Origin of the sequence: Paracoccus aestuariivivens (genome assembly GCF_009711225.1) — a bacterium.
GTDB lineage: Bacteria > Pseudomonadota > Alphaproteobacteria > Rhodobacterales > Rhodobacteraceae > Paracoccus > Paracoccus aestuariivivens.
In genome coordinates this window covers 270,722-290,216 of the sequence record NZ_WMIE01000003.1, presented here as the reverse complement: position 1 = coordinate 290,216, position 19,495 = coordinate 270,722, and the positions used below count along the sequence as shown (strand labels likewise).

Sequence of the window (19,495 nt, the reverse complement as noted above, 5' to 3'; positions counted from 1 at the left end):
CTTACGGATATCGACAGCGACATCAAAGAGCCGCCCCCGCCCGCAACGAACGAGCTTGCCCTGGGCATGTGGCGGCGACTGGAAATGCAGACCGCGCAAGGTCCCTACCGTCGAGGACATCGAATGGTTGTCCTGAACGAACTCGGGCAACTCGACGCCTGCTTCCCGCAGGGTCTTACGATTCCAGCTTTCCGAGAAAAACCCGCGAGAATCTCCGAAACGCCGGGGCTCAAGGATCAACACCCCTGCAAGCGAAGTCTGCGTGACCTGCATCTGATCTCACCTGTCATCATCCTTTGACGCACGGTATCCTTCACGTCGTCTGCCGTGCAAGTTGTTCGGTCCAGTCCGGAAATTAAGTCAAGCCAAGTAGATTAAATTGCCCCTGATTTGGCAGATCTCAGACCTCTGGAGACAAGGTTTCATTAAGCTGCGAAGCATAACCTGACCCGACAGTTTCGTAATTGGTTCAGGGTCAGGTCATGCTCAGCATTCGTCATGTAACAACCTATGTTGGCCGATTTCCGCTTTTCGTAGAGAACATTACCGATCTTGAGATCGTTCGGCTTCCCTCGGGATACTATCTTTATAGTTCGAATAATCTGGGTGGCGGGCTGGCAGCGTATCGGTTGAGATCACCTGACCAGGGCATCCAGATCTTTTCGACACAGGCCTATCCCGGTTCGGCCAGCTACTTCGACAGCCCCAATGTCGCGATTGTCTCGATTGGCTCCGAAGTGACCCTGTTTGGGACGGGACTTGGCGCGACAGGACTGGATGGGTTCGGGCTTGGCTCTAACGGGTCGCTTTCTCATCCAGTTAGCCTACGCAATTCAGGCGGCATTCCGGCAGATGTGACCCTGTTGGGTTCGGTTGACGTCGATGGCGCGAATATTCTTTACGCCGCCAGAAACGGCAGCACGTCGCTTGAAACATGGTGCGTTTCGGCCTCGGGCGAGATCGATTGGGTTTCCCGTTCGCATTTGCCCTTGGGCACGGGCACTCAGCAAACCGAGATCGACGATATCGAGCCTGTTTCGGTCGGTGACCGGAGCTTTTTGCTGTCGGCCTCGGCGCTTGGCAATTTCGTCACCGCTCAAAGGATCAACGCAAGCGGAAATCTGGGACAAGCCAGCATCATACGCGCCGAGCTGGGCTATGGTATGAATGCCCCCGCCCATCTCGAAACCGTCACGGTCGGGGGGATGACTTATGTTGTCGTCGCCTCAGCGATCAGTTCATCGCTGACGGTGCTGCGTCTCGACTACAATGGCAACCTGACACATGCCGACCACGTGGTGGACGAACTCGGGACGCGCTTCAATCGCGTTTCGGCCCTCGAAACCGTCATGGTGGACGGCCGAGCCTTCATCATCGCGGGTGGCGGTGACGACGGGATATCCGTCTTCACAATCCAGCCCGACGGTCATTTGCTGCATCTGGCGACCCTGCAAGACACCAATGACCGCGCGATGCAGGACGTCTCGGCAATCTCGGCTATCGAGATGGACGGCCGGATCGTTGTGTTTGTCTCGTCCCGCACTGAAAGGGGGATTTCACAATTCCTGTTTGATCCCGGCGATCTTGGTCAGACCTGCTTGACCCAGACCGGACAACACGTCGGAACATCCGGCTCGGATCTGTTGCAGGCAAGTGAAAACACCTCATCGATCATTGGCGGCGCCGGTGACGACATCCTGATTGCAGGTTCAGGCCCGATACAGTTGACCGGAGGCGCAGGATCGGACCTGTTCGTCGCCTCGGCCATCGATGGCAGGATCAGGATCACGGATTTCGACCCATTGAGCGACCGGCTTGATCTGTCCAATCTGGGGATGATCCGTAGCATTGCGCAACTGACTTTCAGATCGCAGGGCTACGGTATCCTGATCTCGTTCGGGACGACCGAAATCGAGATCAGGACATCAACCGGCACGACCCTTTCCTCTCGCGCTTTCGACAATTCGATGTTCGCTCTGGCCCATTACGAGGTCAGTGGGATGCGGACCATACTGACCGGGACCACAGGAAACGACGCGCTTGCGGCCGGTCGGTTCGGATCGAACATGTTCGGCTATTCGGGGCAGGACACTCTGACGGGCCATATTGGTCGCGACGTGATCCGCGCCGGCGCGGGATATGATGTCGCCAACGGCGCGGCTGGCAATGATCAGATACTGGGTGAGGACGGAAACGACCTTCTCAGGGGCGGAGCAGGCAATGACGAATTGCAGGGGGGGAACCATAACGACACCCTATTCGGCGGCCCCGACCACGACCGGATTTTAGGGCAAGCGGGCGACGATATTTCCTACGGCGAGGATGGAAATGACGCCATCATCGACGCATATGGCAACAACACGATCCTCGGGGGTAACGGCAATGACCGCCTGACTGCTGGTCTTGGCAGGGACCGGATGGATGGAGGCAGCGGCAATGACAGCATATTCGGCGGGTTCGGAAACGACACGCTGACAGGGGCCGATGGCAACGACCTGATCCGGGGCGAAGCCGGTGATGACTGGCTTGCCGGTGGGACTGGAAACGACTGGCTGGAGGCCGGAACCGGATCTGACACCCTTCGCGGGGTAACTGGCAATGACACGCTAATAGGGTCGGACGGGCACGACGTGCTTTACGGCGATCAGGGAAATGACCTCCTGCTAGGCGGGACCGGCGATGATCGCATGTTTGGCGGGGCGGATAATGACCGAATTGCCGGACAAGGCGGAAACGACGTCCTCTGGGGAGGTTACGGCAATGACACCCTTATTGGCGGCGACGGAAACGACGTGGTTCAGGCCGGTATCGGTCACAATCTAATCTACGGCGATAACGGAAACGACCGGATTCGCGCCGACCAAGGAAATGACACAATTTTCGGAGGATTAGGGAACGATCTGATTAACGGCATAGCCGGTTCCGATCAGATCGATGGCGGCGCAGGAAACGACACGATTTACGGGGGAAACTCGAACGGAACTGGTGCGCGCAACGCTTTGAACGGGGGGGCCGGAAACGACCTGATCTTTGGCGGCCGCAATGCTGACAGGATCAGGGGCGGCGCAGGGCAGGATCAATTGTCAGGGGGTAGCGGCCACGATCTGTTTGTATTCGCCACACCTGCCGATTTTGATCGAAGCACGGACCGGGTAACCGATTTCGTACGCGGCATGGATGATATTGATCTGCGAGGTCTGGGCCTCAGTTTCATTGGCAGAGCCGAGTATTCGGGGACAGGACAGGTGCGGATTTCGACGAGCGCAGCACTTGGGCTGGTCGTCGAAATCGATCTGGACGGGAACCGGCAAACCGACCTGAGAATTGCCCTCGGCGATATACCCGACCTGATTCGATCCGATTTTCTTTTGTAGACGGCCGAAGCAACTATTACGGGTCCGACGAAACCGGACCCCGAGTTCCTCACCGCTCGAGCAAATTTCGGTGGTTGCGAACAAGCAACAGCAACCCCATCGCAGTCAGGACAAACGACACGCCAAAGACATACTCGGCGGAAATGAAGCTCGCATCATACATCGGGTAAATCCCCTTCCGAAGCTGCGAAACGCAATGAAGCACGGGATTATACCAAAGCAACCGCTGCGCTTCGGCGGGCATCACGTCATAAAGGAAAAATATCCCTGACGCGAGGAACAGCGGCCGGTTCAAAATACCCCAGGTCCGCTCCCAAACCGGAAACGCTGTCATGAGATAGCAGTTCAGCGTGCCGACACCGATCGAGAGGGCGACGATCATGATCATCCCCTCGGCGACTTCGCCAACATGCACAACGACCGGAAGCTGGTAGATGACAAAGATTCCGACAACAACTATCGTAAAAACAACAGCATGCGTCAGCGCATTCAAAATGACCCGCGCCAGCATGGCATCCAGATAGGTCACGCTCGGGTAAGCCAGAAAGGGGCGGGAATAGCGGATAGACCCGGCAACCTTCGATTGCAGATCGTTATACATCGTGAAAGGCAGCAGACCGGTCGCATAAAACAGCGGAAAGTTCGTGCCAAGCGCCGGTTGTGCGAGCATCATGCTGAACACGATGGTCAGCAGAAGGATACCAAGAACCGGTTCAAGCAGCGCCCAGACATAACCACCGGCAGACTTTCCGTAAGTTGTCGCTATCTCACGCAAGATCAGCGCGATCAGGATTCTCATCATCCGCAGCCGGGGGCCCGAGTTGCCGGGTTTTTGTGGGGCGTGCTGCTTTTGGCTTATCTCGGACATTTGATCTTAGAGGCTGGCCTTGGAGAATGGCAATATGTATCAACTGCAGCCAAAAGGTAAACTGTTGAAAGCTGCACGGCTGTGAACAATCCCAAAGATCTGTCCGACCGTGACGGCCGGCCCGGAGCTCATCGCACTGCGGACCAATCACCCTCGGTCGCGAAATCCGATGCTATGGGGACGCCCGCCAAAGGCGCGCAAACTGCGGCCGTACGTCCATTCCAGAACTCCCCCCGGCTGCAACCAGTCGTCGATGCGAGCCATTCGGTCGTCAAGGCCGCTCCCGCGAATTCCATCGCGGCAAAGACGTCACTCGAACCCATTCCCGTGCGACCGCTTGCCCAACCGGCAAGTGCGGCCCGGCCATTGGCGGTTCGCCCTGCGGCAGCCGTTCCTGCCACGCCCCGGGCCGCCGAGGCGGTGCGCCCTCCTGTCGCCATGGCTCATGTGCGCCCACGGCACTGGTTCATTCTTGTCACGTTCTTTCTCATGGTCGTCCTGCCGACGGCTGCTTGGGCGTGGTACCTGTGGAATCGCGCGACCGATCAATATGTCTCGACGGTCGGTTTTTCGGTCCGCAAAGAGGATATGACGCCGTCCATCGACCTGCTGAGCGGACTTTCCCCGTTGGGTGGCGGATCGGGTGCTTCGGATACTGACATTCTTTACGAATATATCCGCAGTCAGGATATGGTCGAGAAGATCGACGAGCAGTTGAACCTGCGCAGCCGCTTCTCGCGCGACTGGCCGCATGACTTCGTTTTCGCGTTTGATCCGGACGGGCATGTCGAGGATCTGACCGACTACTGGGACCGGCAGGTCAAGGTTCTGTATGATACGACCAGCAATCTCATCACGCTGAAAGTAAACGCCTTTTCGGCCGAGGACGCGCAGAAGATCGCTGCTGCCGTTTTCAAAGAGAGCTCGGACAAGATCAACGATCTGTCGGCTATCGCACGCGAAGACGCAACGCGGCTTGCGACTGCCGAACTGGAAAAGACGCGCAAGGAGTTGACGACGACCCGGCAGGCCATGACGGATTTCCGCATGCGGTCGTTGATCGTCGATCCCCATGCCGATCTGGAAAGCCAGATGGGAGTTCTGGCCGGCCTTCAAGCCAAGCTGGCCGAGGCTTTGGTGGCCAATGACGTGCTGCTCGACAATGCGAAGCCCACCGACCACCGCGTCACCCAGTCGCAGCAGAAAATCGACGCCATCCGGAAGCTGATCGAAACCGAACGCAGCAAGTTCGGAACCGAAGGCAAGGGACCGCAAGGCGAAAGCTATTCGCAACTCATGGCTGAATACGAAAAGCTGATGGTTGATCGCGAATTTGCCGAAGGGGCCTATCGGTCCGCACGGATCGCCTATGAGACCGCCTTGGCCGAGGCGCAACGCAAGTCGCGCTATCTGGCCGCGCATATCCAGCCCAAAGTGGCGCAAAGTTCGACCGTTCCGAACCGTCCTTGGTTGCTGGCTTTGGTCGCGGGGATGTTGCTTGCGGGTTGGTCGATCCTTGCGCTTGTCTATTACAGCATCCGGGACCGCTCCTGAGCGATGATCCGTCTCGATAACCTGACCAAGATCTATCGCCTTAAGGGGCGAAAGACGCTTGTCGCCGATGCAATAAATGCGGTCTTTCCCACCAAGGCCTCGGTCGCGCTTCTTGGTCGCAATGGCGCGGGCAAGTCGACACTGCTGCGCATCATTGCTGGCACGGTGTCGCCCACCTCGGGTCGGGTGGTATCCGATGGCACGATCTCGTGGCCCGTCGGTTTTGCGGGAAGCTTTCACCCCGAGCTTTCGGGGGCACAAAACGTTCGTTTCGTGGCCCGTATCTACGGCGTCGATACCGATGAGCTAATTGATTACGTTGCAGATTTCGCCGATCTTGGGCAGCACTTCCATCAACCGTTCGGCAGCTATTCTTCGGGCATGCGCTCGCGCCTTGCGATGGGCACTAGCATGGGCATCTATTTCGACACCTATCTGGTCGATGAGGTGACCAGCGTCGGGGATGCCGATTTTCGTGCCAAATCCCAGCGCGTCTTCAACGAGCGGATGAGCAACTCCGGCGCGATCGTGGTCAGCCACTCGATGCCGATGATCCGGCAGATGTGCACGATGGGAGCTGTGCTTGATCGCGGCCAGTTGCATGTCTTCGACGACCTCAACGAGGCCATCGCCATGCACGAGGCGATCCTGCGCGTTCCGCCCGATGTGATCGGGGACTGATCAGCCCCCGTTCAGCAGATCCCCGATTTCAGCCGCGCGGGCCGTGACCAGCGCGGCATCTCCCACCGATTCAACATTCAGCCGCACGACCGGTTCGGTATTCGAACGGCGCAGGTTGAAACGCCAGTTCGCAAACTCAAGGCTGATTCCATCGGTATCGTCACGGGAAACAGCCAACTGGGCAAAGCACGACATCACCCGCTTAATCGAAGCATCGGGATCGGACAGGCGGAAGTTGATTTCGCCGGATGAAGGATAGGCCGCGATCCGCTGCGACAGCAGATCAGCCAGAGTACGCCCCTTGCGGGACAGCAATTCGACAACCAGAAGCCAAGGGATCATGCCGCTATCGGCGAAATGGAAACCGCGGAAATAATGGTGCGCCGACATCTCGCCACCATAGATCGCATCGTGTTGCCGCATGGCCCGTTTCAGAAAGGCATGACCGGTGCGGGCCTGAATGGCCTGACCGCCAGCCTCGGCGATCATTGCGCGCGTGTTCAGAACGACCCGCGGATCATGGACGATCTTTTCACCCGGATGTTTTTCAAGGAATGCCGTGCCAAGCAGACCGACGATGTACTCGCCCGGAATGAACTGCCCCTGCGCATCGAAAAAGAAGCAGCGATCGAAATCGCCGTCCCATGCGACGCCCAGATCGGCCCCGTGCGCCAGAACGGCATCGGCGGTCATCGGCTGGTTCTCGGGCAGAAGCGGGTTCGGAATGCCGTTGGGGAAGCTGGCATCCGGATCGTGGTTGATCCGGATGAACCGCAAAGGGGCACCACGCCGCTCAAGCTCTGCCGCGATGGCGTCAAAGGTCGGGCCGGCCGTTCCGTTCCCCGCGTTGACGAGGATCGTCATTGGCCGCAAAGCCGCGACGTCGATGAAACCGACGATGGCGCTTGCATAGGCGGCACGGGCTTCGGGGAACAAGGTGGTTGCACCCTTCTCCGCCGCCGTAAACGCGCCCGACTGCGCCAGTTTGGCCAGATCGGCAAATTCCGTATCCGGATCAAGCGGCGCGGCCCCCGGACCGACCAGCTTCATCCCGTTGTAATCAATCGGGTTATGCGAAGCCGTGACCTCGATTCCACCATCCGCGCCATAATGGGCGGTCGCGAAATACATCTCCTCGGTGCCTGCCAGTCCCAGATCGCGGACATTGGCACCGCCATCGTTCAGGCCGCGGATCAGCGCCTCGGCCAGTTCGGGAGAGGTTTCGCGGCTGTCACGACCGACCACAACCTCGCGCGCGCCGCGCAACTGCGCAAAGGCACGGCCGATGCGGTAAGCGACGTCCTGATCCAGCTCGATCCCCAGCCGCCCCCGCACGTCATAAGCCTTGAAGCAATCGATCTGACGGAAGGGCATCGACTCGGATTCAGAGGACATGCGCGGGCTCCTATTTATGTGCCGTCAATGGCTACACCAGCACGAAGTGGTTGGGAAAGTCCTCATCCCAATGACGCAGGTGACGACGCCCGCTCCAAGGGTTAAAAACCGGAAAATCATGAGGACGCCATGACGACAAAAGACCTGATCGCCGCCTATTACGCCGCATTCAATGCCGGTCGCACCGATGAGATGCTGACCTATCTGCATGACGGGATCGAACATCACGTCAACGAGGGCAAGATCCGCCACGGCAAGGACCTGTTCCGCGCCTTCAACGCGCATATGACCCGCTGCTACAGAGAAAACCTGACCGATATCGTGATTTTTGCCAATGACGCGGGCGATCGCGCCGCCGCCGAATTCGTGGTGAACGGAACCTATCTTGCGACGGATGAGGGCCTGCCCGAGGCCAATGGCCAGACCTATGTCCTGCCCGCCGGAACGTTCTTCTCGATCCGCGATGGCAAGATCTCTCGCGTGACCACCTATTACAATCTGGCGGACTGGATGAAGCAGGTCGGGGCATGATCTCGAACCGCATCCTGACGGGGGACGCCGTTCTGGACGTGCTCGACGATCTGGCACGGCTGCGGATTACGGTCTTCCGCGACTGGCCCTATCTTTACGATGGCGACATCGAACACGAGCGCGAGTACCTGACTGCCTATCGGCATCCCGGTGCGGTCGTTGTCGCGGCCTATGACGGCGAGTTGATGATCGGTGCCGCGACCGGCGCACCGATGGAGGACCATGCCGAAGGTTTTCGTACCGCATTTGCCGGTCGCCCCGAGCAGCTGGACGAAATCTTTTACTGCGCGGAATCGGTCTTGCTGCCCGACTATCGCGGTCGGGGTCTTGGCCATGTCTTTTTCGACGGGCGCGAGGCGCAAGGGCGGGCCTTGGGGCGGCGCTACAGCGCCTTTTGCAGCGTGCAACGGCCTACGGACCACCCGCTACGACCAGCCGATTACCGACCTTTGGATGACTTCTGGCGCAAAAGAGGGTATGAACCCCTTTCCGGCGTCGTTGCGGAGTTCGATTGGAAGGACATCGACGCGCCGGATTCGACCAAGAAGCCGCTGCAATTCTGGATGAAGACCCTGTGACACGAGAAATCAAGATCGCCGCCGCCGCGTATAAATTCGACTGGTTCGACGATTTCGAAGCCTATCGCGCCAAACTGACCCGCTGGGTCGAGGCCGCGGCCGATTGCGACCTTCTGGTCTTTCCCGAATACGGTGCGATGGAACTCGCCTCGCTTGGCGGACGCGAGATCGCTGGCGATCTTGAGGCCTCGTTGCACGAGGTCGCCCGACACGAGGCGGCCAGAGACGCGCTGCACATCGAACTGGCCGCCCAGCATGGCATCCACATTCTTGCCGCATCGGGACCGTACTTCGCAGGCAGCCGGCCATTCAACCGCGCGGTCCTGTTTGGTCCCGAAGGCCGTATCGGACATCAGGACAAGCAGATCATGACCCGCTTCGAGCGCGAGGACTGGAATGTCGAAAGCGCGCCCGGCTTGCGGATCTTTGACACGCCGGTCGGCAAGCTCGGCGTTCTGATCTGCTATGATAGCGAGTTTCCGTTGCTGGCCCGTCAACTGGCCGAGGCCGGAGTCGAGATCATCCTGACCCCGTCCTGCACCGACACCGTCGCTGGCTTCAACCGCGTCCGGATCGGCGCAATGGCGCGGGCATTGGAAAGCCAGTGCATCGTCGTCCACTCGCCGACCGTCGGGACCTGCGACTGGAACCCCGCAATCGACGAGAACCGCGGGACGGCCGCGATCTATGCGCCGTCAGACGGGTTCTGGCCGGAAACCGGCATCCTCGCCGAGGGCGAGATGGACCGTCCCGGCTGGGTCAAGGCTCGCGTCGATCTGGAGAAGGTGCGCCAAAGCCGCGAGGACGGCCGCGTCCTGCCCTTTGCGCATTGGCCCGAAAGCCTATCCAGCGAAATCATCTGAAGCGGATCAGGCCGGCGGGTCCTGCATGGGCTCGTCGGGCAGGTTGGCATCGGGCGTCGGAGCCACAGGTGCATCACCAGTAGGTGCCACCCCATCGACCGGAGTCGGCTTGGCAAGGCTGTTATCCTGCCATTCGCCCGCCGCAATCTGGCCGGTCGCATATTTCATCACGCCGGTGCCCTGCCGCTTACCGGCGACGAAATGACCGGTATAGACGTCGCTATTGGCATAGGTAGCGACGCCTTCGCCGTCGATTTCGCCTTTGTTCCAGCCCCCCTCGTAGCGGAACCCGTCGGGGGCGATCAGACGCCCCTTGCCCTGACGCATCCCCGCGACGAAAGAGCCGTCATAGGTCGTGCCATCGGGATAGGTCGCCTGCCCCTGCCCGTGGCGCTGACCGTCGCGCCAAGCCCCGTTATAGACATAGCCGTCGGGATAGGTCATGCGGCCCTGACCCTCGTTGCGACCGCGCTTGAAACCGCCTTCGTAGACCAGACCATTGGCATATTTGGCGACGCCCTGCCCCTCGATCACGCCCCCGAGCCAGCCGCCCTCGTAATTCGCGCCGTCGGGATAAGTGATCAACCCGCGTCCCTCGGGCATGTCGTTGTGCAACGCGCCCTCATAAATCGAGCCGTCGGGATAGGTGATGCGCCCCAGCCCCTCCATCCGGCCATCGACCCAGTCGCCGGTATAGACATAGCCGTCGGTGCCGGTGAAGGTTCCGGTTCCGGCGCGGCGATCGGCGCGGAAATCGCCCTCGTAGCGGTCGCCATTAGCATAGGTCGCAACGCCCCTACCCTCGCGGCGACCACCGGCAAAACGGCCCTCGTAGATGTCTCCCGAGGGTTGGACCAGCTTGCCCTGTCCGGACATCTGTCCCGCAGACCAGCCGCCTTCATAGGTCAAGCCGTCCGGCATGATCAGCTTGCCCTGACCTGCACGCTGGTTGGCCTGCATCTCGCCCTCGAAGGTGGCGCCGTCAGGATAGGTGATCTTGCCGCGCCCTTCTTTGACGCCGCGCTTCCAGCCCCCTTCGTAACGGTAGCCGTTCGGCTGGGTCAGAACGCCTTTGCCGTCGTGCAAGGCGTTGACGAAACTACCTTCATAGACCGAGCCATTGGCATAGGTTGCCTTGCCCTGTCCGGTGATCTGCCCGTCCAGCCAATCCCCTTCGAAGGTGCCGCCATCGGCATAGGTGATCTTGCCTTTGCCATTGGGCTTGCCCTTGGAAAACGTTCCCTCATAGACCGAGCCGTTCGGGTATTTCGCGGTGCCCTGCCCCAGAATCTCGCCCTCGACCCAGTCGCCGGTATATTCATATCCCGACGGCAGCCGATAGGTGCCGCGGCCATGCTGCTTGCCGTTGCGGAACGTGCCCTCGTAGACGCCGCCATCGTCATATTGCTTGGTCACAACGGATTGAGCGCTGGCCATGCCAGTGCTTGTCAGGATCATCGCGCATGCAACAATGGCTGCCTTCATCGGTCCTGCCTTCCGCCATTCTGGTTCTTTTGGTCCGGTTTACCGCAAGGCCGCGCGGCACGCAAAGCCCGACTTTTCCTTTCGCACGCAGTGGCCTATTTAAATCGTGAAAATTCGAAAGGACTGAGCCATGCCCGACAGGTTCCGCATCACCCTTGGACAGCTGAATCCCACGGTGGGCGATCTGCCGGGTAATGCCGCAAAGGCGCGCGATGCATGGGAAAAGGCCAAGACAGCCGGAGCCGACATGCTGGCCCTGCCCGAGATGTTCATCACCGGCTATCAAACGCAGGATCTGGTGCTGAAGCCCGCCTTCACGCAGGACGCCATGTCCGAGATCGAGACCCTCGCCCGCGACTGCGCCGACGGTCCCGCGATCGGGATCGGCGGTCCCTTTGCCGAAGGCTCGAAGCTTTACAATGCCTACTGGATACTCGAAGGCGGCAAGGTCACGGCCCGTGTGCTGAAACACGACCTGCCCCATAAGCAGCTTTTCGACGAATTGCGCCTGTTCGATCAGGGTCCGGTCAGCGGTCCCTATCGCATCGGCCCGCTGCGGATCGGCAGCCCGATCTGCGAGGACGCCTGGTGGCCCGACGTCGCCGAGACTTTGGCCGAGACCGGCGCCGAAATCCTGATGGTGCCGAATGGCAGCCCCTATCACCGCAACAAGCTGGATCTGCGGATGGGCCATATGGTCGCGCGTGTCGTCGAAAGCGATCTGCCACTGGTCTATCTGAACTCGGTCGGCGGGCAGGACGACCAGCTTTACGATGGCGCAAGTTTTGTCCTGAACCCCGGTCCCGATGGCGGCGCGGTCAAGGTGATGCAGCTTTCGCCCTTCGACGAGGTGATCGAGCATGTAGACTTCGAACGCACGCCCGACGGCTGGCGCGCCGTTCCGGGCCGGATGGATCACCAGCCCGGCGAATGGGAGCAGGATTATCGCGCCATGACCGAGGGTCTGCGCGACTACATGCGCAAATCCGGTTTCAAAAAGGTCGTGCTGGGAATGTCGGGCGGGATCGACTCGGCACTGGTTGCGACGATCGCCAGCGATGCGATCGGGCCGGAAAACGTGCGCTGCGTAATGCTGCCCAGCGAATACACCTCGCAGGCAAGCCTTGACGATGCCGCCGATGCCGCGAACCGTCTGGGCGCGCGGCTCGACACCGTCCATATCGAGGGCGCGCGCGATGCCGTCGGCGATGCGCTGGCCCATCTGATGGCGGACACGAAACCCGACACGACCGAGGAAAACATCCAGTCCCGCCTGCGCGGCGTCATGCTGATGGCGATTTCCAACAAGTTCGGAGAACTGCTGCTGACCACCGGCAACAAGTCCGAGGTCGCGGTCGGCTATGCCACGATCTATGGCGACATGGCGGGCGGCTACAATCCGATCAAGGATTTGTACAAGACACGCGTGTTCCAGACCTGCCGCTGGCGCAATGAAAACCACCGCGACTGGATGATGGGTCCGGCCGGAGAAGTGGTGCCGCCTCAGATCATCACCAAACCCCCCTCAGCGGAATTGCGCCCCGACCAGAAGGACGAAGACAGCCTGCCGCCCTATGAGGTGCTGGACGCGATCCTTGAAGGGCTAGTCGAGAAGGATCTGGCGCTCAAGGATCTGGTGGCCCAAGGCTTCGACCCCGAAACGGTCAAACGCGTCGAGACCCTGCTTTATGGCAGCGAATGGAAACGGTATCAGGCCGCCCCCGGCCCGCGCATCTCGACCAAGGCGTTCTGGCTGGATCGGCGTTATCCGCTGGTGAACCGCTGGCGCGACCAGCTTTGACCGAAAGGCCCGGCATCGCGCCGGGCCTTTTCGTTTACACGACAACGTCCATGCGCTGCTGCTGGCCCACGTCGAAGACTTTCCGGTAACGCTGGATCAGATCCTTGGGACCCGTCGCCTTTTCGGGATTGTCCGACAGTTTGACGGTCGGCTTCCCCTCGGCCGCGACGGCCTTGCAGACCAGCGAGAACGGCGCCAGCCCGTCACCCGGCACCAGCCCACGGAAATCATTGGTCAACAACGTTCCCCAGCCGAAGCTGACCTTGACCCGACCCGAGAAGCGATGGAACAGCTCGGTCATCTTGGCGACGTCCAATCCGTCCGAGAAGATGATCAGCTTGTCGCGCGGATCCTCGCCACGGCTTTTCCACCACGAGATTGCCGTTTCCGCCCCTTCGGCGGGGTCGCCTGAATCGATCCGGATGCCCGTCCATTTCGCCAGCCAATCCGGAGCATGCTCCAGAAATCCCTTGGTGCCGTAGGTATCGGGCAGGATCATGCGCAGGTTTCCGTCATGCTCTTCGTGCCAATCGGCAAGGACGCGATAGGGGGCCTGCCGCAACTCCTCGTCCGTTTCGGCCAAAGCGGCATAGACCATCGGCAGTTCATGGGCATTGGTGCCGATCGCCTCGATATCGCGACGCATGGCGATCAGGCAGTTCGAGGTGCCGGTAAAGCGCGGCGCGCCCAGCCCCTCGATCATCGCCTGCGCACACCAGTCCTGCCACAGGAAACTGTGCCGCCGCCGTGTGCCGAAATCCGCAATGCGCAGATCGGGACCAAGCTCGCGCAGCTTTTCGATTTTTTCCCAGATGCGGGTCATGGCGCGTGCATAAAGCACCTGCAGCTCGAACCGCCCGAGATCCTTCAGGACAGCGCGCGACCGCAATTCCATGATGATCGCAAGGGCGGGAATTTCCCACAGCATGACCTCGGGCCATTTGCCTTCGAAGGTCAGTTCATATTGGCCGTCACGCTTTTCCAGATGATAGGCGGGCAGGCGCAGGTTCTCGAGAAACTCCATGAAATCCGGACGGAACATCTGGCGCTTGCCGTAGAATGTGTTGCCGCGCAGCCATGTGCTTTCGCCGCGCGTCAACGACAGGCCGCGCACATAGTCCAGCTGCTCGCGCAATTCGCCTTCGTCGATCAGATCGGCCAAGCGGATGCGGGTGGTCCGGTTGATCAGGCTGAAGGTGACATTCGTGTCGGGCCGGTTGCGGAACACCGACTGGCACATCAGCAACTTGTAGAAATCGGTGTCGATCAGAGAGCGGACGATCGGGTCGATCTTCCATTTGTGGTTATAGACCCGAGTCGCGATATCGACAGTTGGCGTCATCATATCAGGCTGATCCCCGCTTCGCGCATATTCTCGCGAGCCGTCTCACGCGAGTTATTCAAGTCGATTGCCCGGGTCGCATCCTCGATCACGCTGACCCGGAAACCGTGGCGCGCCGCGTCTATCGCCGACCATGCCACGCAGAAATCATGGGCCAGTCCGACGAAATAAAGATCCTCGAGGAACCGATCCCGCAAATAGCCGGTCAAACCGGTCGGAGTCGCATAGTCATTCTCGTAAAAGGCCGAATAACTGTCGATCGCAGGCCGGAAGCCCTTGCGGATGACGGTTTCGGCGCGGTCGAGGTTCAGATCGGGGTGGAATTGCGCACCGGCCGTCCCGATCACACAATGCGAAGGCCACAGAACCTGCTGGCCATAGGGCATCTGCTTCAACGAGAACGGCGTCGCGCCGGGATGGTTCTCGGCGAAGCTGCTGTGGTTTGCCGGATGCCAATCCTGCGTCAGGATGACGCTGTCGAAATCGGCCATCATCCGGTTGATCGGTTCAACGATCTCGTCACCGCCCGTGACGGCCAGCTTGCCTCCGGGACAAAAGTCGACCTGCATGTCGACGACGATCAAGGTTCTCGCCACAGCGCCCTCCTCTTTTCACGTTGTCGTAGGGTTCTGCCGACAGAGCGTCAATGCCAACAACTTGATCACGGGCCGCAGCAGGTCTAAGTCCTGCCCCATGATCATAGTAGCCGCGCTTTACCATTTCACCCGTTTCCCCGATCCCGCAAGCCTGCAAGGGCCGCTGGCCAAGACCTGCTGCGCCAACGGCGTCAAGGGCACGCTGCTTTTGGCCCCCGAAGGGATCAACGGCACCATCGCGGGCACCCGCGCCGGAATTGACGCCGCGCTTGCCCATATCCGCGCCATGCCCGGTTGCACGGATATCGATTGGAAGGAAAGCCCCGCCAGCACCATGCCCTTCGGCCGCATGAAGGTCCGCCTCAAGCGCGAGATCGTCACCATGGGCCAACCCGATGTGGACCCGACCGCCTCGGTCGGGCGCTATGTCGAGGCGCAGGACTGGAACGCCCTGATCAGCGATCCGGATGTGGCCGTGATCGACACCCGCAACGATTACGAGGTCGAGATCGGCACATTCGTCGGCGCTGTCGATCCCGGAACGCGGACCTTCCGCGACTTTCCCGAATGGTGGCGCGAGAATTCGCACCGCTTCCACAACAAGCGCATCGCCATGTTCTGCACCGGCGGCATCCGCTGCGAGAAATCGACCAATTTCCTGCTGGGCGAAGGTGTCTCCGAGGTCTTCCACTTGAAAGGCGGCATCCTGAAATACCTCGAGGAAGTCCCCGAACAGGACAGCATGTGGCAAGGCGAATGCTTCGTCTTCGACAAGCGCGTCAGCCTTGGCCACGGCCTGAAGCAGGGCGTGTACGACATGTGCCATGCCTGCCGCCGTCCCTTGGCCGCCGAGGACCGCACCCGCCCCGAATACGAGGAAGGCGTGTCGTGCCATCGCTGCGCCTCGGACTATTCCGACGCCGACCGAGCCCGCTTCCGCGAGCGTCAGCGTCAGGCAGATCGCGGCGAGTGTTTCGCGGCTCAGAACGACGAGGCCGACTGACCCTGTTTCCTTCGGGTCGTCGATTTTGACATATGCGAACCGACAATTGTTGGATCGGCCATTGAGGATCAGAATCGCCACGAATCTTCACCGAAACGGAGGAGAAGGCCGTGGCGCTCATCAAGCATTTCGGAACCCAAGGCGACGACAATCTTTGGTTCGACCACGAAGGGTCATGGGATAGTATTATCCAGATTCACGGCCTTGCGGGAGACGACTGGATCTTGGGGACCAGCAATCGGCGTAACGTGCTGTTTGGCGGCAACGGCAACGACACCATTTACGGCAGCAATCGTAACGATCGGCTATTCGGCGAGAACGGCGACGACTTTCTGAGCGCGGGCAAGGGCGTGCGCTCGTGGCTGGACGGGGGCACGGGGAACGATACCCTGATGTCGGGGCGCGGCTCGGACCGGCTTTCTGGCGGGGACGGAAATGACGCCTTCACTCCAGGTAGCGGTCAGGACACCATCATCGGCGGGGCTGGCATCGACACCATTTACATGCGCTCGCCGGATCGCAGTGCGATCAGCCTTTCACATGGCGGAATGCAGGATACCGGTAATGGCATGAAGTCGTTCTCGGGGATCGAGAACGCCTATTTCGGCGGCAACGGCAATCATCGGATTTACGGCAACGCTTTGGCGAACCATCTTTTTACCAGCCAAGGCGAAGACACATTGTCCGGTGCCAGCGGCAATGACACGCTGGATGGGGATCGGGATGACGATTACCTGTTCGGAGGCAATGGCAATGACCTTCTGCTCGGGGGCGCCGACAAAGACCATCTGTTCGGCGATGCCGGTTCGGACACCCTGAGCGGCGGCTCGGGAGAGGATACCTTTGTATTCACGCAAGGTTCCGGTCAGGACGTCATCCGCGCCTTTGACCCCGCCGGGGACATCATCCGTTTCATGGCGGGACCGGATGAGTTTGCTGATTTAACCATCACGGATCTGGGCAACCACACCCTGATCCGCTTTCGCGCAGGCACGATCACATTGCGCAATATCGATCCCAGCGAGCTCGGTGCGAATGATTTTACATTCGGATAGCTAGAACGGGCCGGCCAAGCGACCGGCCCCTTCCTGGTTTATTTCACCTGACCCAACCGGCCCGCCGCGATGGCCGCCATGTTCAGGATGTCATTCACCGACGATCCGGTCGAGCAGATCTGGATCGGTTGCGGCACACCCGTCAGGATGGGACCAACCACCGTCGCGCCCGCCATTTCCTGCAACATCTTCACCGAGATCGACGCCGAGTGACGCGCCGGAACCACAAGCACGTTCGCCGGACCCGTCAGACGCGAGAACGGAAATTTCGCCGCCTGCGCCGGATTGAGCGCGACGTCTACCGTCATTTCGCCCTCGTATTCGAAATCAACCTTGCGCGTGTCCAGCACCTCGGTCGCATGTGCCATTTTCACCGCGCGTTCACTGACCGGATAACCGAAGTTCGAGAAGGACAGGAACGCCACGCGGGGGTCCAGACCCAAGCCCCGCGCGACATGCGCGCCGCGGGTCGCGATATCGGCCAGATCCTCGGCCTCGGGCCATTCATGCACCAATGTATCGCCCATCAGGACGATCCGACCGTTATGCAGGACTGCCGTGATGCCAACCGCGCCGTCCGCCGGCGTCACGTCAAAGACCTTGCCGATCTGCGCCAGAACATGCGCGTTCTTGCGAGTCGCGCCCGTCACCAGACCATCGCCATGCCCATGCAGCAACATCAGCGAAGCAAAGACATGCCTGTCACGGTTCGCCAGACGGTTGGTATCCTCGCGATCAAGCCCCTTGCGTTGCAGCCGCGCGTAAAGCGTGTCGTGATACTGGTCGAGATGGCGCGAGTTCGAGGCGTTGACCACGGTCAGTTCGCGCACTGCATCGCCCAGTCCTGCCGCTTCCAGCTTTTCCTTGACGTCGGCTTCGCGGCCCACGACCAGCGACTGGCCCATGCCTCCGCGCTGCCATGCGACTGCGGCGCGCAACACGCGGGGATCGTCGCCCTCGGCAAAGATCATCCGGGCCTGCGCTTGCCGCGCGCGGGCATGGATGCCCTGCAAGACGGCGGCGGTCGGGTCCATACGGGCCTTCAGCGACTGGACATAGCCCTCCATGTCGATGATCGGACGGCGGGCGACGCCGGTCTCCATGCCAGCCTGCGCGACGGCGGGCGGAACGACATGGATCAGGCGCGGGTCAAACGGCGTCGGGATGATGTAGTCGCGGCCGAATTGCAGCTTGCGACCGTAGGCCACGGCGACCTCGTCCGGCACATCCTCGCGGGCCAGTTCGGCCAGAGCGCGGGCACAGGCGATCTTCATCTCGTCGTTGATGGCGCGGGCATGGATATCCAGCGCGCCACGGAACAGATAGGGGAAGCCAAGGACGTTGTTCACCTGGTTCGGATAATCCGAGCGACCAGTGGCGACGATGGCGTCAGGACGAACCTCATGGGCTTCCTCGGGGGTGATTTCAGGATCGGGGTTCGCCATGGCGAAGATGACCGGATTTTCGGCCATGGACAGGACCATGGCCTGCGTCACCGCGCCCTTGGCGGAGACGCCAAGGAACACGTCGCAGCCCTTCATCGCCTCTTCCAGCGTCCGCAGGTCGGTTTTCACCGCATGGGCCGATTTCCACTGGTTCATACCCTCGGTGCGGCCTTGATAGATCACACCCTTGGTGTCGCACATGATGCAGTTTTCATGCCGCGCGCCCATGGATTTCAGCAGTTCCAGACAGGCGATTCCCGCCGCGCCCGCGCCGTTCAGAACGATCCTGACGTCCTCGATTTTCTTGCCCGACAGCTCCAGCGCGTTCAGCAGGCCCGCCGCGCAGATCACCGCCGTACCGTGCTGGTCGTCATGGAACACGGGGATATCCATGAGTTCCTTCAGCCGCTGCTCGATGATGAAGCACTCGGGCGCCTTGATGTCCTCAAGGTTGATGCCGCCGAAGGTCGGCCCCATGAGGCGGACGGCATTGATGATCTCGTCGGGATCTTCGGTGTCCAGTTCGATGTCGATGGCGTTGACATCGGCGAAGCGCTTGAACAGCACCGCCTTGCCCTCCATCACCGGTTTCGAGGCCAATGCGCCCAGATTGCCCAGACCAAGGATCGCCGTGCCGTTCGAGATGACGGCGACCATGTTGCCCTTGACGGTATAGTCATAGGCGGTCTCGGGGCGGGCAGCGATGGCCTCGACCGGAACGGCCACACCCGGCGAATAGGCCAGCGACAGATCGCGCTGCGTGGCCATGGGAGTCGATGCGACGATGTCATATTTGCCCGGGCGCGGCTCTAGGTGATAGGCTAGCGCCTCTTCCGGGGTGATGCGGGACCGGCGGGGGGTGTTGTCGTCGCTCATATCTGTCCTCCTGAGATGCCCCGCCTCCTTAACGAAGGGGACGGCGGG

General features: G+C 60.5%; 16 protein-coding genes. 9 read left to right on the top strand and 7 right to left on the bottom strand.

Annotated elements, in window-relative coordinates:
* Positions 1 to 273, bottom strand: a 273-nt coding sequence (locus GL286_RS08905) for a dTDP-4-dehydrorhamnose 3,5-epimerase family protein (protein WP_211596238.1), incomplete at its 3' end; no start/stop codon positions are given.
* A 209-nt stretch (positions 274 to 482) separates the two neighbouring features.
* Here GL286_RS08905 and GL286_RS08900 point away from each other — a divergent pair.
* Complete coding sequence (locus GL286_RS08900) at positions 483 to 3,374, top strand: calcium-binding protein (protein WP_170295110.1); 2,892 nt, start codon at positions 483 to 485, stop codon at positions 3,372 to 3,374.
* 49 nt (positions 3,375 to 3,423) lie between these two features.
* Here GL286_RS08900 and GL286_RS08895 read toward each other — a convergent pair whose 3' ends face one another.
* Positions 3,424 to 4,173 (bottom strand): ABC transporter permease, encoded by a 750-nt coding sequence (locus GL286_RS08895; RefSeq protein WP_343038854.1) that lies wholly within the window; start codon positions 4,171 to 4,173, stop codon positions 3,424 to 3,426.
* Positions 4,174 to 4,323: 150 nt separating this feature from the next.
* Between GL286_RS08895 and GL286_RS08890 the strand changes: the two genes are divergently transcribed.
* Together GL286_RS08890 and GL286_RS08885 are read left to right on the top strand one after the other, a co-directional pair.
* Positions 4,324 to 5,796 carry a KpsE/RkpR family capsule polysaccharide export protein gene (locus GL286_RS08890; protein WP_343038853.1) on the top strand — a complete coding sequence of 491 codons (1,473 nt, stop codon included), beginning with the start codon at positions 4,324 to 4,326 and terminating at the stop codon, positions 5,794 to 5,796.
* A gap of 3 nt (positions 5,797 to 5,799) precedes the next feature.
* Entirely contained in the window at positions 5,800 to 6,477 is a 678-nt protein-coding gene (locus tag GL286_RS08885) for an ABC transporter ATP-binding protein (protein WP_155095193.1), read from the top strand.
* On the opposite strand, the gene GL286_RS08880 is transcribed toward GL286_RS08885, so the two are convergent.
* A complete protein-coding gene (locus GL286_RS08880; protein WP_281352103.1) occupies positions 6,478 to 7,872 on the bottom strand; it encodes a phosphohexomutase domain-containing protein in 1,395 nt (464 codons plus the stop codon).
* A gap of 129 nt (positions 7,873 to 8,001) precedes the next feature.
* Here GL286_RS08880 and GL286_RS08875 point away from each other — a divergent pair, with 129 nt between their 5' ends.
* The 3 genes from GL286_RS08875 to GL286_RS08865 are packed head-to-tail and all read left to right on the top strand — an operon-like array spanning position 8,002 to position 9,844.
* Positions 8,002 to 8,403: a ketosteroid isomerase-related protein gene (locus GL286_RS08875; RefSeq protein ID WP_155095192.1), complete on the top strand. Its 402-nt coding sequence runs from the start codon at positions 8,002 to 8,004 to the stop codon at positions 8,401 to 8,403.
* Positions 8,400 to 8,981 (top strand): GNAT family N-acetyltransferase, encoded by a 582-nt coding sequence (locus GL286_RS08870; protein ID WP_155095191.1) that lies wholly within the window; start codon positions 8,400 to 8,402, stop codon positions 8,979 to 8,981. The genes GL286_RS08875 and GL286_RS08870 overlap by 4 nt, the downstream gene beginning before the upstream one ends.
* 8 nt (positions 8,982 to 8,989) lie before the next feature.
* Positions 8,990 to 9,844, top strand: a complete 855-nt coding sequence (locus tag GL286_RS08865; RefSeq protein WP_170295115.1) for a nitrilase-related carbon-nitrogen hydrolase — start codon at positions 8,990 to 8,992, stop codon at positions 9,842 to 9,844.
* 6 nt (positions 9,845 to 9,850) lie between these two features.
* Here GL286_RS08865 and GL286_RS08860 read toward each other — a convergent pair whose 3' ends face one another.
* On the bottom strand, positions 9,851 to 11,329 hold the full coding sequence (locus GL286_RS08860; RefSeq protein ID WP_155095190.1) for an MORN repeat-containing protein: 1,479 nt from the start codon (positions 11,327 to 11,329) through the stop codon (positions 9,851 to 9,853).
* A gap of 130 nt (positions 11,330 to 11,459) precedes the next feature.
* Between GL286_RS08860 and GL286_RS08855 the strand changes: the two genes are divergently transcribed.
* Complete coding sequence (locus tag GL286_RS08855) at positions 11,460 to 13,130, top strand: NAD+ synthase (RefSeq protein WP_155095189.1); 1,671 nt, start codon at positions 11,460 to 11,462, stop codon at positions 13,128 to 13,130.
* A 34-nt stretch (positions 13,131 to 13,164) separates the two neighbouring features.
* Here GL286_RS08855 and pncB read toward each other — a convergent pair whose 3' ends face one another.
* A complete protein-coding gene (pncB, locus tag GL286_RS08850) occupies positions 13,165 to 14,475 on the bottom strand; it encodes a nicotinate phosphoribosyltransferase (protein WP_155095188.1) in 1,311 nt (436 codons plus the stop codon).
* Positions 14,472 to 15,068 carry a bifunctional nicotinamidase/pyrazinamidase gene (gene pncA / locus GL286_RS08845; RefSeq protein ID WP_170295109.1) on the bottom strand — a complete coding sequence of 199 codons (597 nt, stop codon included), beginning with the start codon at positions 15,066 to 15,068 and terminating at the stop codon, positions 14,472 to 14,474. The genes pncB and pncA overlap by 4 nt, the downstream gene beginning before the upstream one ends.
* 97 nt (positions 15,069 to 15,165) lie before the next feature.
* On the opposite strand from pncA, the gene trhO reads away from it, so the two are divergent.
* Both trhO and GL286_RS08835 read left to right on the top strand, forming a co-directional pair.
* The gene (gene trhO / locus GL286_RS08840) at positions 15,166 to 16,071 is read left to right on the top strand and encodes an oxygen-dependent tRNA uridine(34) hydroxylase TrhO (protein ID WP_155095187.1); all 906 of its coding nucleotides are present in this window, start codon (positions 15,166 to 15,168) and stop codon (positions 16,069 to 16,071) included.
* A 110-nt stretch (positions 16,072 to 16,181) separates the two neighbouring features.
* Positions 16,182 to 17,126 carry a calcium-binding protein gene (locus GL286_RS08835; protein WP_155095186.1) on the top strand — a complete coding sequence of 315 codons (945 nt, stop codon included), beginning with the start codon at positions 16,182 to 16,184 and terminating at the stop codon, positions 17,124 to 17,126.
* Between the two features lie 38 nt (positions 17,127 to 17,164).
* Here the strand turns inward: GL286_RS08835 and GL286_RS08830 are convergent, their stop codons facing one another.
* Positions 17,165 to 19,447: an NADP-dependent malic enzyme gene (locus GL286_RS08830; RefSeq protein ID WP_155095185.1), complete on the bottom strand. Its 2,283-nt coding sequence runs from the start codon at positions 19,445 to 19,447 to the stop codon at positions 17,165 to 17,167.
* Positions 19,448 to 19,495 lie beyond the last annotated feature (48 nt).

Coding starts and splice junctions, on each gene's coding strand:
- GL286_RS08900 (WP_170295110.1), top strand. CDS start 483: ATGCTCAGCATTCGTCATGTAACAACCTATGTTGGCCGATTTCCGCTT.
- GL286_RS08895 (WP_343038854.1), bottom strand. CDS start 4,173: ATGAGAATCCTGATCGCGCTGATCTTGCGTGAGATAGCGACAACTTAC.
- GL286_RS08885 (WP_155095193.1), top strand. CDS start 5,800: ATGATCCGTCTCGATAACCTGACCAAGATCTATCGCCTTAAGGGGCGA.
- GL286_RS08880 (WP_281352103.1), bottom strand. CDS start 7,872: ATGTCCTCTGAATCCGAGTCGATGCCCTTCCGTCAGATCGATTGCTTC.
- GL286_RS08875 (WP_155095192.1), top strand. CDS start 8,002: ATGACGACAAAAGACCTGATCGCCGCCTATTACGCCGCATTCAATGCC.
- GL286_RS08870 (WP_155095191.1), top strand. CDS start 8,400: ATGATCTCGAACCGCATCCTGACGGGGGACGCCGTTCTGGACGTGCTC.
- GL286_RS08860 (WP_155095190.1), bottom strand. CDS start 11,329: ATGAAGGCAGCCATTGTTGCATGCGCGATGATCCTGACAAGCACTGGC.
- GL286_RS08855 (WP_155095189.1), top strand. CDS start 11,460: ATGCCCGACAGGTTCCGCATCACCCTTGGACAGCTGAATCCCACGGTG.
- pncB (WP_155095188.1), bottom strand. CDS start 14,475: ATGATGACGCCAACTGTCGATATCGCGACTCGGGTCTATAACCACAAA.
- trhO (WP_155095187.1), top strand. CDS start 15,166: ATGATCATAGTAGCCGCGCTTTACCATTTCACCCGTTTCCCCGATCCC.
- GL286_RS08830 (WP_155095185.1), bottom strand. CDS start 19,447: ATGAGCGACGACAACACCCCCCGCCGGTCCCGCATCACCCCGGAAGAG.